The organism is Pseudomonas sp. 18175, assembly GCF_050432925.1.
In the GTDB taxonomy this organism is placed as follows: Bacteria; Pseudomonadota; Gammaproteobacteria; order Pseudomonadales; family Pseudomonadaceae; genus Aquipseudomonas.
On the sequence record NZ_JBKFTO010000004.1, the window covers coordinates 72782 to 86003 of the forward strand.

14 protein-coding genes are annotated in these 13222 nt (G+C 59.8%); 9 read left to right on the top strand and 5 right to left on the bottom strand.

Features of this window, described 5'->3' with window-relative positions; genetic code table 11:
• The first annotated feature begins 17 nt into the window (after nt 1–17).
• A complete protein-coding gene (gene sohB, locus ACLD1Y_RS07040; protein ID WP_429476680.1) occupies nt 18–1043 on the top strand; it encodes a protease SohB in 1026 nt (341 codons plus the stop codon).
• Nucleotides 1044–1277: 234 nt separating this feature from the next.
• Here the strand turns inward: sohB and ACLD1Y_RS07045 are convergent, their stop codons facing one another.
• Together ACLD1Y_RS07045 and ACLD1Y_RS07050 are read right to left on the bottom strand one after the other, a co-directional pair.
• Nucleotides 1278–2393: an MDR/zinc-dependent alcohol dehydrogenase-like family protein gene (locus tag ACLD1Y_RS07045; protein WP_429476682.1), complete on the bottom strand. Its 1116-nt coding sequence runs from the start codon at nt 2391–2393 to the stop codon at nt 1278–1280.
• Between the two features lie 64 nt (nt 2394–2457).
• Nucleotides 2458–3465 (bottom strand): substrate-binding domain-containing protein, encoded by a 1008-nt coding sequence (locus tag ACLD1Y_RS07050; RefSeq protein ID WP_429476684.1) that lies wholly within the window; start codon nt 3463–3465, stop codon nt 2458–2460.
• A gap of 476 nt (nt 3466–3941) precedes the next feature.
• On the opposite strand from ACLD1Y_RS07050, the gene ACLD1Y_RS07055 reads away from it, so the two are divergent.
• A complete protein-coding gene (locus ACLD1Y_RS07055; protein ID WP_429476685.1) occupies nt 3942–5498 on the top strand; it encodes a TerC family protein in 1557 nt (518 codons plus the stop codon).
• Here ACLD1Y_RS07055 and ACLD1Y_RS07060 read toward each other — a convergent pair.
• From ACLD1Y_RS07060 to ACLD1Y_RS07070, 3 genes are all read right to left on the bottom strand, one after another.
• Complete coding sequence (locus ACLD1Y_RS07060) at nt 5479–6558, bottom strand: GGDEF domain-containing protein (protein ID WP_429476687.1); 1080 nt, start codon at nt 6556–6558, stop codon at nt 5479–5481. The two genes, ACLD1Y_RS07055 and ACLD1Y_RS07060, sit on opposite strands and share 20 nt — an antisense overlap.
• A 48-nt stretch (nt 6559–6606) precedes the next feature.
• Nucleotides 6607–6972, bottom strand: coding sequence for a thioredoxin family protein (locus ACLD1Y_RS07065; protein ID WP_429476689.1), 366 nt, complete (start codon nt 6970–6972; stop codon nt 6607–6609).
• Between the two features lie 73 nt (nt 6973–7045).
• Nucleotides 7046–7294 (bottom strand): hypothetical protein, encoded by a 249-nt coding sequence (locus ACLD1Y_RS07070; protein ID WP_429476691.1) that lies wholly within the window; start codon nt 7292–7294, stop codon nt 7046–7048.
• A 333-nt stretch (nt 7295–7627) separates the two neighbouring features.
• Between ACLD1Y_RS07070 and ACLD1Y_RS07075 the strand changes: the two genes are divergently transcribed.
• The 7 genes from ACLD1Y_RS07075 (at nt 7628) to ACLD1Y_RS07105 (ending at nt 13210) form a co-directional block, all read left to right on the top strand.
• Entirely contained in the window at nt 7628–8476 is an 849-nt protein-coding gene (locus ACLD1Y_RS07075) for a transporter substrate-binding domain-containing protein (RefSeq protein WP_094951635.1), read from the top strand.
• Nucleotides 8477–8522: 46 nt separating this feature from the next.
• The gene (locus ACLD1Y_RS07080; protein ID WP_105699205.1) at nt 8523–9185 is read left to right on the top strand and encodes an amino acid ABC transporter permease; all 663 of its coding nucleotides are present in this window, start codon (nt 8523–8525) and stop codon (nt 9183–9185) included.
• 11 nt (nt 9186–9196) lie between these two features.
• Nucleotides 9197–9859, top strand: a complete 663-nt coding sequence (locus ACLD1Y_RS07085; RefSeq protein ID WP_025857548.1) for an amino acid ABC transporter permease — start codon at nt 9197–9199, stop codon at nt 9857–9859.
• Nucleotides 9856–10638 carry an amino acid ABC transporter ATP-binding protein gene (locus ACLD1Y_RS07090; protein WP_429476694.1) on the top strand — a complete coding sequence of 261 codons (783 nt, stop codon included), beginning with the start codon at nt 9856–9858 and terminating at the stop codon, nt 10636–10638. Before ACLD1Y_RS07085 ends, ACLD1Y_RS07090 begins: the two co-directional genes overlap by 4 nt.
• A 15-nt stretch (nt 10639–10653) precedes the next feature.
• Entirely contained in the window at nt 10654–11043 is a 390-nt protein-coding gene (locus ACLD1Y_RS07095; protein ID WP_078742925.1) for a RidA family protein, read from the top strand.
• A 184-nt stretch (nt 11044–11227) separates the two neighbouring features.
• The gene (locus tag ACLD1Y_RS07100) at nt 11228–11992 is read left to right on the top strand and encodes an IclR family transcriptional regulator (RefSeq protein ID WP_429476697.1); all 765 of its coding nucleotides are present in this window, start codon (nt 11228–11230) and stop codon (nt 11990–11992) included.
• A gap of 9 nt (nt 11993–12001) precedes the next feature.
• Entirely contained in the window at nt 12002–13210 is a 1209-nt protein-coding gene (locus ACLD1Y_RS07105) for an amino acid deaminase (protein ID WP_429476699.1), read from the top strand.
• Nucleotides 13211–13222: the final 12 nt, after the last annotated feature.

The window sequence follows — 13222 nt, forward strand, 5'->3', positions numbered from 1 at the left end:
CAACTGTAAGGAGCAACATGGATTTTCTGGCCGAATACGCGAGCTTTCTGGCGAAGACCGTCACCCTGGTGGTCGCTATTGTGGTGGTATTGATCAGCTTCGCAGCCCTGCGCAGCAAAGGTCGCCGCAAATCCGCCGGCCAATTGCAGGTCAGCAAACTCAATGATTTCTACAAGGGCCTGCGTGAGCGCCTGGAGTCGACCCTGCTCGACAAGGACCAGCTCAAGGCTTTGCGCAAATCCGAAGGCAAGGCAGAAAAGAAGAAGGGCAAGCACAAGCCTGAGGCCAAGCCACGGGTGTTCGTGCTGGATTTTGACGGCGATATCAAGGCCTCGGCCACCGAGAGCCTGCGCCACGAAATCACTGCGTTGCTGAGCCTGGCCACCCCCGAGGACGAAGTGGTGCTGCGCCTGGAAAGCGGCGGCGGCATGGTCCACAGCTACGGCCTGGCATCCTCCCAGTTGGCGCGTATCCGCCAGGCCGGTGTACCCCTGACCGTGTGCATCGACAAGGTCGCGGCCAGTGGCGGCTACATGATGGCGTGTATCGGTGAGAAGATCATCAGCGCACCGTTTGCCATCCTCGGCTCCATCGGCGTGGTGGCGCAGTTGCCCAACGTCAACCGCCTGTTGAAAAAGCACGATATCGACTTCGAAGTGCTCACCGCCGGTGAGTACAAACGCACCCTTACCGTATTTGGCGAAAACACCGAGAAGGGCCGTGAGAAGTTCCAGGAAGACCTGGACATCACCCACCAACTGTTCAAGAACTTCGTGTCGCGCTACCGCCCGCAGCTGGCGATTGATGAGGTGGCGACCGGTGAAGTGTGGTTGGGGGTTGCAGCCCTCGACAAGCAGTTGGTCGATGAGCTGCAAACCAGCGACGAATACCTGGCCACCAAGGCCAAGACCGCCGAGGTGTTTCACCTGCACTATGCCGAGCGCAAGAGCTTGCAGGAGCGTGTGGGGTTGGCCGCCAGTGGGTCGGTGGATCGGGTGCTGTTGACCTGGTGGAGCCGGTTGACCCAGCAGCGGTTTTGGTAATCGAACCGAAAATTTAAGATGCCCCCTGTGGTGAGCGGGCTTGTCCCGCGCTGGGTGGCGAAGCCGCCCCAATAAAAACCCCGCATTCTGTCTGACAGAATGCGGCGTTTGGTTTTAGGGCCGCTACGCAGCCCAGCGCGGGACAAGCCCGCTCACCACAGAGGCCGTGTTGCACTTAACTGACTGGCACTAGGACAAGCCCGCTCACCACAACGGTGTGATTTCAGGTGGCGATCAAGGCTCAAGCACCACCTTGAGCGACTTGTCGCCACGCTCCATCACCGCGAACGCTTCTTTGAAGTCCGCCAGGGCGAATTTGTGGGTGACCACGTCGCGCATGTCGATCTTGCGGTTGCCGATAAAGTCGATGGCGCGTGGGTACATGTAAGGCCCCAGGTGCGAGCCGAGCACGTCCAGTTCCTTGCGGTCGCCGATGATCGACCAGTCCACCGTGGCCTCGTCATTAAACACACTGAACTCGACGAATCGCCCCAGCTTGCGCAGCATTGCCAGGCCCTGGTTCACCGCTTTGTGATGGCCGGTGGCTTCGATATAGATGTCACATCCGTAGCCTTCGGTGATCTCGCGGATCTTCGCCAGCACGTCCACTTCGGCCGGGTTCCACACCTCGTCGGCGCCCATGCGCAAGGCGAGGGCGGTGCGTTCGGGTTTCATGTCCAGCACGATGAGTTTCTTGGGGTTGCGCATGCGCACCGCGCCGATAATCCCCAGGCCCAGCGTGCCGGCGCCTGCGACCACCACCACATCATCGAAATCCACATTGGCGCGCTCGGCCGCGTGCAGTGAGCAGGCCAGAGGCTCGATCAAAATCGCTTCGTCCGGCGCAATCGAGTCCGGCACTTTGTGGATGATGCCTTCCTTGGTAAAGATCATGTACTGGGCCATGGCGCCCTGCACATTGTTCTGGAAACCATAGAGGTCGTGCTTCTGGCACATCCAGTATTGGCCGTGGTTGCAGAAGCGGCAGCCCCAGCACGGCACGATCTGTTCGGAGATCACCCGGTCGCCGACCTTCACGCCGCGCTTCTCGGCGCCGGGGCCTAGGGCGACCACGCGGCACACGAATTCATGGCCGGGGATCATCGGTGGCTTCACGTAGCGCGGTTGCTCGGCATCGCCCCAGAACGAAGGGGCGCCGCGGTAGGTCTTGATATCGCCCATACAGATACCGCACAACTCGACCTTGGTGAGGATCTCCTCGGGGCCGGGTGTGGGCACGTCGACGGTTTCCAGTCGATAGTCTTCCGGGCCGTAGCACACCACGGCCTGCATGGTTTTCGGAATAATTGGATGCAGTTGTTCCTGCGGGCGTTCGGTGGCGGTGGACATGGCAGACCTCACAACAAAGATGAACGGACCGCTCCCGCGCCGGGAGCGATCTACCGGCAATGGGCTATTTGGCGCCGCTGACTTGCTTGTACAGCGCGTCGGCATTGGCATTGGTCACCGGCACCCAAGGCAGGATGTAGTTCTTCGCGGTGCCATCGCCCCATTTCACGTCCTTGGCGTAGCGCTCCCAAATCACCGACTTGGGCTTGTAGTCGTCACCGGCCAGAGCACGCAACGCCACGTCCAGTGCGCCTTGTGACTGGGCCTGGGCGTCTTGCAGGAAGGTCGTTACTTCGTCTTTTTTGGCGGCTTGGATGGCATCCGGCATACCGTCGATGGAGGTCACGGGCACGTCCTTGGAGGTCAGTCCGTGGGACTTCAGCGCCTGTACGGCGCCGAGGGCCATGTCGTCGTTCTGCGCGATCACACCGTTGATGCCTTTGGGGTGGGCATTGAGCCAGTCTTCGGTGAGGGTCATGGCCTGGGCACGGTCCCAGTTGGCCGTCTTTTTCTCGATGATCTTGATGTCGGGGTGCTTACCCAGCACTTCCAGCTCGCCTTTTTCCCGGTCGATCTGCGCCGATTGGCCAATCGGGCCCTGGATGATCACCACGTTGCCCTTGCCGTTGAGCTTGTCGACCATGGCCTGGGCCTGCAGGCGGCCGCCTTCCACGTCGTCGTTGCCCACGTATGGCACCGAAGCGTCGGCGACCTTGGTGTTGGAGGCGATCACCACCACGTCATTGCTCATGGCCTGCTTGACCGTGCCGACGCCGGCCTTGGTGTCGATGGGCACGAACAGGATGGCGTCGTAGTGCTGGGTCACCATGTTTTCGATCTGGTTGTTCTGGGTCAGCGCGTCGTAGTTGCCGTCGAACACGGTCAGCTGCACGGTGCCGTCTTTTACGGCGGGGTGCTCCTTGAGTTCGCGCACCCAGTTCTGCATGAACTGGCCCTTGAGGCCATAGACCGCGGCGCCGACCTTATAGGTCTTGCCATCGGCGGCCAGGGCGATGCTGCTGGCGAGGAGGGAGAGGGCCGCAGCGGCGGCGAAGGTCGTACCAAGTTTCATGATGAGCACCCCATTTATTGTTGTAGTAGTCGTTCATTCATTGTCTTGCCGTGAACATATGTTTATCAAATGAAAATCTGATCAGTCAAACTCTTTTGATTAAAACTCAAAAATAGGCGGTTTCAGGGTGCTTTACGGCATTTTTTTGCTGTTTGGCATGATTATTGTTGTTGGTGGTGTGATCTTAATTTCACTATGTGATCATATGGTCATGGCGTATTGGCGCGCTTTACAGATCTTGTAATAGTTTTGCGCTGTGGGAAATTTCCGGTTCAGCTGTACGATTCAAGTCCTTTTGCCATGACAGGATTTGCATGAACACCCTCTCGGAGCCCCCCAGTCGTCTTTCTCCAAGACATCCGCTGCCGCCGTTCCCGCTGAAACACCCCATATTTCCCCTGCTAGCCTTGTACCGGTCCACCGACCGCGCCTTGCCGTGCCTGGCATTCTGAACAACGAATAAAGAGACCCTATAAATGGAATGGTTAGCGGATCCAACGGCCTGGCTCGGCCTGTTGACCTTGATTGTGCTGGAACTGGTGCTGGGCATCGACAACCTGGTTTTTATCGCGATCCTTGCGGACAAGCTGCCGCCGGAGCAGCGTGACCGTGCACGGTTGATCGGTTTGTCCCTGGCGTTGCTGATGCGCTTGGGCCTGCTGGCAAGTATTTCGTGGTTGGTGACCCTCACTCAGCCGCTGTTTGAGGTGTTCGACAAGAGCTTCTCCGGCCGTGACCTGATCATGCTGTTTGGTGGTGTGTTCCTGTTGTTCAAGGCCACCATGGAGTTGCACGAGCGCCTTGAAGGGCATGTGGCCCAACGCACCGGCAACGTGGCTTACGCGATGTTCTGGCCCATCGTGGCGCAGATCGTGGTGCTCGACGCCGTGTTCTCCCTGGACGCAGTGATTACCGCTGTGGGCATGGTGGATGAGTTGGCGGTGATGATGATCGCTGTGATCATTTCCATCGGCCTAATGATTGTCGCGAGCAAGCCGTTGACCCGCTTCGTTAACGCGCACCCAACGGTGATCATGCTGTGCCTGGGCTTTTTGATGATGATCGGTTTCGCCCTGACCGCCGAGGGCCTGGGTTTCCATATTCCCAAGGGTTACCTGTACGCGGCCATCGGCTTCTCGATCCTGATCGAAGTGTTCAACCAGATTGCCCGCGCCCGTCGCAAGAAGTCGGCGCAAGGCGCGCTGCCGATCCGTGAGCGCACAGCCCATGCGGTGATGCGCTTGCTGGGTGGCCGCAGCCTGGCGGTGGAAGAGGTGGGTGAAGACGTCGCCGACCTGCTCGGCGAGCCGGATGCGATGCAAGGCCCGCTGTTTGACCGACGCGAACGGGTGATGATCAGTGGCGTGCTGCAATTGGCTGAGCGGCCGATCCGCAGCCTGATGACGCCACGGGCCAAGGTTGACTACATCGACCTGGCCGACGACCCCGAGAGCATTCGCCTGAAGCTGATGCATTCGTCCTACTCGCGCCTGCCGTTGATCCGTAATGGCGCGGTAGATGAACCCCTGGGGTTTGTGCACAAGAAGGAGTTGCTCAAGGAATACCTGGCCGGTAATGAGCCAAACCTGGAACATCTGGCGCGCCGGGCGATCAACCTGTTGGACAGTTTCTCGGTGCTCAACGCCCTGGAGCAGATGCGCCAGGAGTCGACCCACATCGCCTTCGTGATCAACGAATTCGGTGACTTCATGGGCGTGCTGAGCATGACCGACATTCTCGAATCCATTGCCGGCGAGCTACCCGATGCCAGCGAAATCGAGGGGCCGGACATTGTCGAAGAGGGCGAAGGCTTTCGGGTCAACGGTGCCTTGAACCTTAATCAGGTTCGCCAGCGCACCGGTTTCCGGGCTGTGGCCACCGAGGACTACCAAACCCTGGCGGGCCTGGTGATGAGCCTATTGGACCGCCTGCCGGTGGTGGGCGACAGCCTGATGCATGAGGGCTGGCGCTTGAGCGTGGCGGCGGTGGAAGATCGGCGGGTGACGCAGGTGTCTATGGCGCGTGAAACGTAAAGCGATCCTTGCCCGCATGCTTAGACACATATAGCGCCTGGTCCGCCTTGATCAGCGCCTGGTTCAAGGTTTCCCCAGTCTCCACCCGAGCCAGGCCGATGCTGATGGTCACCGGGTGCTGGCTGGGCATTTCACGCACGCGGGCACACAGCAGGTCTGCCAGGTGCGCCGCGTCTTCGCGGCGTACACCCGCCAGGTAGATCGCGAATTCTTCGCCACCCAGGCGGGCGTAGTCAAAGTCGAGCATCACCGCCTGGATGTCCTGGGCCACACGCTTGAGTACTTCGTCGCCGATATCGTGGCCGTATTGGTCATTCACTTTCTTGAAGTTGTCGATGTCGATCATCGCCAGGTAATGGTCGTGGGTGCGCGGCTGATGGTCGAGTTTCTTGCCGGCGCTGGCCATGAACGAACGCCGGTTGGGGATCTCGGTCAGTGGGTCGACGTAGGCCTGGTTCAGTAGCAGCTTGGCCATGATGTAGTTGCTTAGTTTGAGCTGGCGCAGTTTCAGGAAGCTGTAGAGGGTGAGGATGCTCAAAAAGGCTGCGTAGAAGAACACCATGGTGCCTTTGACTTCCAGCAGCGAGGTCTCGGTGAGGTAGAACGGGTTGAGCACCACCCACGTGATCATCAGCGTGGTCATGAAAGACCAGCGGCTCAGCGGTAGCACGGAGGCGCTGTACAGGATGGTCGAGGCGCCGAGGATCAGCCAGCCCGGGTGCAGCACCATCGGCAGGCCTTCGATCACCAGGCGGATGCCGGTCGCGATGACGCCGACAAATGCCAGGTTGATCCACTGGAAGTAGCGGGCGCGTCGGTTGAACGCCAGCACCAGCAGGGTGATCACCAGCAGGCAGAGGAAGATCATCGAGTAGTAGGTAAAGCCCTGGTGCGCACGAAAACTGACGATCAGGTCGAACACCAGCCAGATCCCAATGCTGGCGCCGTAGACCAGCAGGCAGAACGGCTTGAGTCGCTCGAAATCATGCTGGGCGAACTCAAGTTGCAGGGCGGTCGAGGGGTGTTTCTTCAGGACTTCGGCTTCAATGGTCTTGAACATTGCTGACCCTGGTTCGGCTGAGACGGCTGTGGTCAGCGTAGCCGGGTGTCAGGGGCGTGCAAGGTGCGGTTTGACCTGCCGACCAGCCTTGGCGTAACGCTTGAAGGTTTGCTCCACCAACGCTGCCTGGCCTTCTTCCGGGCCGAAGCCCCTGAGTTTTTCCATCAGTACCCCGTTCAAGAAAACCAGCAAGGTTGGAGTGCCGGTCACTTCGTCGTGCCTGGGGGTCTCAGCGCAATCAAGCACCAGGCTCACGACCCAGGGATATTTGCTGGCGATCAGTTCGAACAAGGGGCCGGCGTCGCCACAGGCAGGGCAGTGCCGAGAGATAAATAGCAGGAACACCGGGTGTTTGGTGTTCAGTACCCGTTGAAAATCTTCGGCGTTGGCGATAACGGCGGTGGCAATCCCCATGGTGATCTCCTTTTGGAAATGCAGGTTTTTGCCTACGCTAAATCGGGCTGTTCCAGCCGTCTACTGTCAACCTTTACAGGTCGGTGTCGCGTTCCAGGCGCTCACGCTCCTTGCGCGCCTGGGTCGCGCACTTCTTATATTCCTCATTGTCCCGGGAGGCTTTCGCCTTGCGGTAGCCGTGATGATTTTGGGTGGTGTAGCTGCTGCTCAGGACTTCGTTGAGCTTGCGCAGTTCTTCCTTGCAGTCGCGGCGGTCGTTACTGGCAGTGGCGCTGCCGGCCAGTACAAAGGAGAGCAGAACCAGGGTGAGACGAAACTTCATCGGGGCGCAGTCCTTGTCAGCAGGGATGTGGCAAGGCTAGCCCAGCGTGGGGATTTTTCCATAGGGCAGGCGCACTGCAAAGGTGCGCGGTAACGCCGTTGTGGCGCACGGGTGTGGGGCCTGTCACCGCGGCGTGGGGCCTTGGGTAGCAATGTGCGTGCAGGTGCTGGCGCAACGCCTTGGTCCGCCAAAACATTTATCTCTCTGATTTTTAACAATTTTAATTCGATCATATTTTTCTATTTCAGCGTGTGGCACACTTTCTGCTGTCTATTCCGTTGTTACATACTAAGTTCCGGTATAGCGGAATACACAACTCCTGGAGTGCTTGTCATGCATCACCGACCTTCCGTGTTTAAAGCGTGTGTTTTTCTCTTCGCCGCATCGGCTTCCCTCGCAAGCGTTGTGCAGGCGGCGGACAGCAAGCTCGATGATGTGCTCAAGCGTGGGCACTTGATCGTGGGTACAGGCAGTACCAATGCGCCGTGGCACTTCCAGGGAGCGGATGGCAAGTTGCAAGGGTTTGATATCGACATCGGCCGCATTGTGGCCAAGGGGCTGTTCAATGACCCGAGCAAGGTCGAGTTTGTGGTGCAGTCCTCCGATGCGCGGATTCCCAACCTGCTCACCAACAAGGTCGACATGAGCTGCCAGTTCATCACCGTCACCGCCAGCCGTGCCCAGCAGGTGGCGTTCACCCTGCCGTACTACCGCGAAGGCGTTGGCCTGCTGCTGCCGAACAACAGCAAGTACAAAGAAATCGAAGACCTGCAAGCCGGCGGCGACGGCGTCACCGTGGCCGTGCTGCAAAACGTGTATGCCGAAGAGCTGGTGCACCAGGCGCTGCCCAAGGCCAAGGTCGACCAGTACGACAGCGTTGACCTGATGTACCAGGCCGTGAACTCCGGCCGCGCCGATGCCGCCGCCACCGACCAGTCTTCGGTTAAGTACCTGATGGTGCAGAACCCTGGCCGCTACCGCAGCCCGACCTACGCCTGGAGCCCGCAAACCTACGCGTGCGCCGTCAAACGTGGCGACCAGGACTGGTTGAACTTCGTCAACACCGCTCTGCACGAAGCCATGACCGGTGTGGAGTTCCCGACCTACAAGGCCTCGTTCAAGCAATGGTTTGGCGTGGACCTGCCGGAACCTGCGATTGGCTTCCCTGTTGAATTCAAGTGAATAACCGGGGCGCCGGTCACGGCGCCCCATTCAGGTACTGCTGACCATGAACTATCAGTTGAACTTTGCCGCCGTCTGGCGCGATTTCGACACCTTGCTGGCGGGGCTCGGGCTGGGCCTGCAACTGGCATTGCTGTCCATCGCCATCGGCTGCGTGATCGGCCTGATGATGGCATTTGCCATGCTGTCCAAGCACCGCGCATTGCGAATCTTCGCGTCGGTGTACGTGACGGTGGTGCGCAATACGCCGATCCTCGTGCTGATCCTGTTGATCTACTTTGCGTTGCCTTCGCTCGGGATTCGCCTGGATAAAATCCCCTCGTTCATCATCACCCTGTCGCTCTACGCCGGTGCCTATCTGACCGAAGTGTTCCGCGCAGGCTTGCTGAATATTCCCAAGGGCCTGCGTGAAGCCGGCTTGGCGATCGGCTTGGGTGAGTGGCGTATCCGTGCCTACATCACCGTGCCAGTGATGCTGCGCAACGTGCTGCCCGCACTGTCGAACAACTTTATCTCGCTGTTCAAGGACACCTCCCTTGCCGCCGCCATCGCGGTCCCGGAGCTGACCTATTACGCCCGCAAGATCAACGTCGAAAGCTACCGGGTGATTGAAACCTGGCTGGTCACGACCGCGCTCTACGTGGCTGCCTGTTACCTCATTGCCATGCTGCTCCGTTACCTGGAACAGCGTCTGGCGATCCGTCGTTAAGGAGGGCTTTTATGTACGAGTCCCCAAGCTGGCTGCATGAGTTGTGGATCGCCCGGGATACCCTGTGGGCGGGCTTTCAGGCCAGCGTGTATGTCTCTGCGCTGGCGATTATCTTCGGCACCCTGATTGGCATCGTCGCCGGGTTGATCCTGACCTACGGCAAGTTCTGGATGCGTGCGCCGTTTCGCCTGTACGTGGATTTGATCCGTGGTACGCCGGTGTTTGTGCTGGTGCTGGCGTGTTTCTACATGCTGCCGGCCTTGGGTTGGCAGATCACGGCGTTTCAGGCCGGTGCGGTCGGGCTCACGCTGTTTTGCGGCTCCCACGTGTCGGAAATCGTACGCGGTGCATTGCAAGCCATTCCCCGTGGGCAACTGGAAGCCGGCAAGGCTATTGGCCTGACGTTCTACCAATCCCTGGGCTATGTGTTGCTGCCCCAGGCGCTGCGCCAGATCCTGCCGACCTGGGTCAATTCCTCCACGGAAATCGTCAAAGCTTCCACCTTGCTCTCGGTGATCGGCGTGGCCGAATTGCTGCTCAGCACCCAGCAAGTGATCGCACGTACCTTCATGACCTTGGAGTTCTACCTGTTCGCGGGTTTTCTGTTCTTTGTCATCAACTACGCCATCGAATTATTCGGGCGCTACATTGAAAAGCGGGTGGCCTTGCCATGAACCAACCTCACACCAACCCACCGCTGCTGAACATCCGTGGCCTGCGCAAACAGTACGGCGAGGTCGAAGTGCTCAAGGGCGTCGACCTGTCCATGCAGCGCGGCAACGTGGTCACGTTGATCGGCTCCAGCGGTTCGGGCAAGACCACCTTGCTGCGGTGCGTCAACTTGCTGGAAGAATTCCAGGGTGGCCAGATCACCCTGGATGGCGAGTCCATCGGCTACAGCGAAGTCGCCGGCAAGCGTGTGCGCCATCCTGAGCGGGTGATTGCCCAGCACCGCGCGATGACGGGCATGGCGTTCCAGCAGTTCAACCTGTTCCCGCATTTGACCGCCTTGCAGAACGTCACCCTCGGCTTGCTCAAGGTCAAAAAGATGGGCAAGGACGAAGCCGTGGCCCTGGCCGAAAAATGGCTGGAGCGTGTAGGCCTTTTGGAGCGCCGCAACCACTTCCCTGGCCAGCTTTCCGGCGGCCAGCAACAGCGCGTGGCGATTGCCCGGGCGATTGCCATGAACCCCAGCCTGATGCTGTTCGACGAAGTCACCTCCGCGCTGGACCCGGAGTTGGTGGGCGAAGTGCTCAGTGTGATCAAGGGTTTGGCGGAAGAGGGCATGACCATGTTGCTGGTCACCCACGAAATGCGTTTTGCCTATGAAGTCTCGGACAAGATCGTATTCATGAACCAGGGCCGTATTGAAGAGCAGGGCACCTCGAAGGACATCTTCGAGCGCCCACAGTCGCCGCGCCTGGCGGAATTTTTGAAGAACATTCGTTTTTAATCAGGAGCACATTTTATGAGCATTACTCGTTACGGCACCGGCAGCACCGCCGGCGGCGGCCAACCGCGTCCCTTCGCCCGTGCGGTGGAAGCGGACGGCTGGCTCTACGTCTCGGGCCAGGTGCCAGCGGTGGACGGTGAAATCATCAATGGCGGCATCGTCGAGCAAACCCGCCAGACCATGCGCAACGTGGTCGCGATCCTCGAAGAAGCTGGCTACGAACTCAAAGACGTGGTGCGCGTGGGTGTATGGCTGGAAGACCCACGGGACTTCTGGAGTTTCAACAAGGTCTTCGGCGAATACTTCACCCCTGAACACGCGCCTGCTCGCGCCTGTGTGCAGGCCAATATGATGGTCGATTGCAAGGTGGAGATCGATTGCGTGGCCTACAAGAAAAAAGGCTAAATGCCCCACTCTTGAAATCAGCGCAGAACTCATGTGGGAGGGGGCTTGCTGTGGCGAGGGAGCTTGCTCCCGCTGGGCTGCGAAGCAGCCCCAAAAAGCGGGAGCGCTGCGCACTCCAGCGGGAGCAAGCTCCCTCGCCACAGGGTTATTACCAGCTGTTAAATCTGACCGGACCGAAATTGCCATGACCGAAGACACCATCAAACGCCGCGCCAAAGGCCTGGACCGGGCGTTCGATATCCTCGATTTTCTCAAGGAAATCGGCCAGCCTCTGCGCCCGAATGATATCGCCAGCGGCATCGGCAGCCCCAAGTCCACGGTCTACGAATTGGTCGCGTCCCTGCTGGAGCGACGCATCCTGGAAACCGTGGGCAAGGACGGACACGTGTACCTCGGTCGCCAGTTGTATTTTCTTGGCCAGGCGCACCTGCGGCATTTCGACCTGACCCGCGAGGCCGACCACGCCTTGCAGGAGATCGTCAGCCAAACCCACGAAACCGCACAGATGTGCCTGCTCAATGGGCGCAAATACACGGTGGCGTTGATGCGCGAAGGGGAGCGGCATTTCCGGATCTCGTCGGATATCGGCGAAAACGCCCCCATTCCCTGGACCGCCTCGGGGCGCCTGTTGCTGGGGCACCTGAGCGATCAGCAGATCATCGACCTGATCGACCACGACGACTTCATCCTGCCGGACGGCCAGCGCTTGCCACTGGAGACCTTCCTGGCGCAAATCCGCCAGGCCACCCTCGATGGCTTCTTTTCCTTCGACAGCGTGGCCGACACCTTTACCCATTGCTTTGCGGCCCCGGTACGGGACGCGCAAGGCATCAGCATTGCGACGCTGTGCATTGTCGCGCCGCGTGCCGATGCCATTAAAAACTACAACGACTATCGCCGGGTGTTGATCGACAGCGCCAACCACCTGGCCCGTCGCATCAACGAATAGGAGCATTTCATGTCTGCCATCAATGCCGTTGAAAAGGGCGCCGCCGCCGTCGGTGCCCACCTGGTCCGTGACGTCAGCCTGCCGGCCCTGGTGTTGCACCGCGACGCCCTGGAACACAACATCCGTTGGATGCAGGACTTTGTCAGCAACAGCGGCGCAGAGCTTGCGCCCCACGGCAAGACCAGCATGATGCCGGCGCTGTTCCAGCGCCAGATCCAAGCTGGCGCCTGGGGCATCACCCTGGCCAACGCCGTGCAGACCCGCGCCGCCTATGCCGGTGGCGTGCGCCGCGTATTGATGGCCAACCAACTGGTGGGCGCGCCGAACATGGCGCTCATCGCTGACCTGTTGGCCGACCAGGATTTTGACTTTCACTGCATGGTCGATCACCCGGACAACGTCGCCGACCTGGGCCTGTTCTTCGCCGCCCGTGGCCTGCGCCTGAACGTGATGATCGAGTACGGTGTGGTGGGTGGCCGTTGTGGCTGCCGCAGCGAGCAGGACGTGCGTGAGCTGGCCAAGGCGATCAAGGCCCAGCCGGCCCTGGCCCTTACCGGTATCGAAGGTTATGAAGGGGTGATCCACGGCGAGCACGCCATCAGCGGCATTCGCGCGTTCGCCGCCAGCCTGGTGCGCCTGGCGGTCGACCTGCAAAACAACGGCTCTTTCGACCTGCCCAAGCCTATCGTCACTGCCTCGGGTTCGGCCTGGTACGACTTGATCGCCGAGTCCTTCGAAGAACAGAACGCTGCTGGCCGCTTCCTCAGCGTACTGCGCCCGGGCAGCTATGTGGCCCACGACCACGGTATCTACAAAGACGCGCAATGCTGCGTGCTCGACCGTCGCCGCGACCTCAGCGAAGGCCTGCGCCCGGCCCTGGAAGTCTGGGCCCATGTGCAGTCGTTGCCCGAGCCAGGCTTTGCGGTGATTGCCCTGGGCAAGCGCGACGTGGCCTATGACGCCGGTTTGCCGGTGCCGCTCAAGCGCTACAAGGCCGGTATCCTGCCGGCAGAAGGCGATGACGTGGGGGCATGCAAGGTCACGGCGGTGATGGACCAGCATGCGTTCATGACCGTGGCGCCGGGGGTTGAGTTGCGCATTGGCGACATCATCTCCTTTGGTACGTCCCACCCGTGCCTGACCTTTGACAAGTGGCAGGTGGGGTGCCTGGTGGATGAGCAGTTGCAGGTGGTTGAGAGCTTGCATACCTGCTTCTAGACCGAGTCGCTC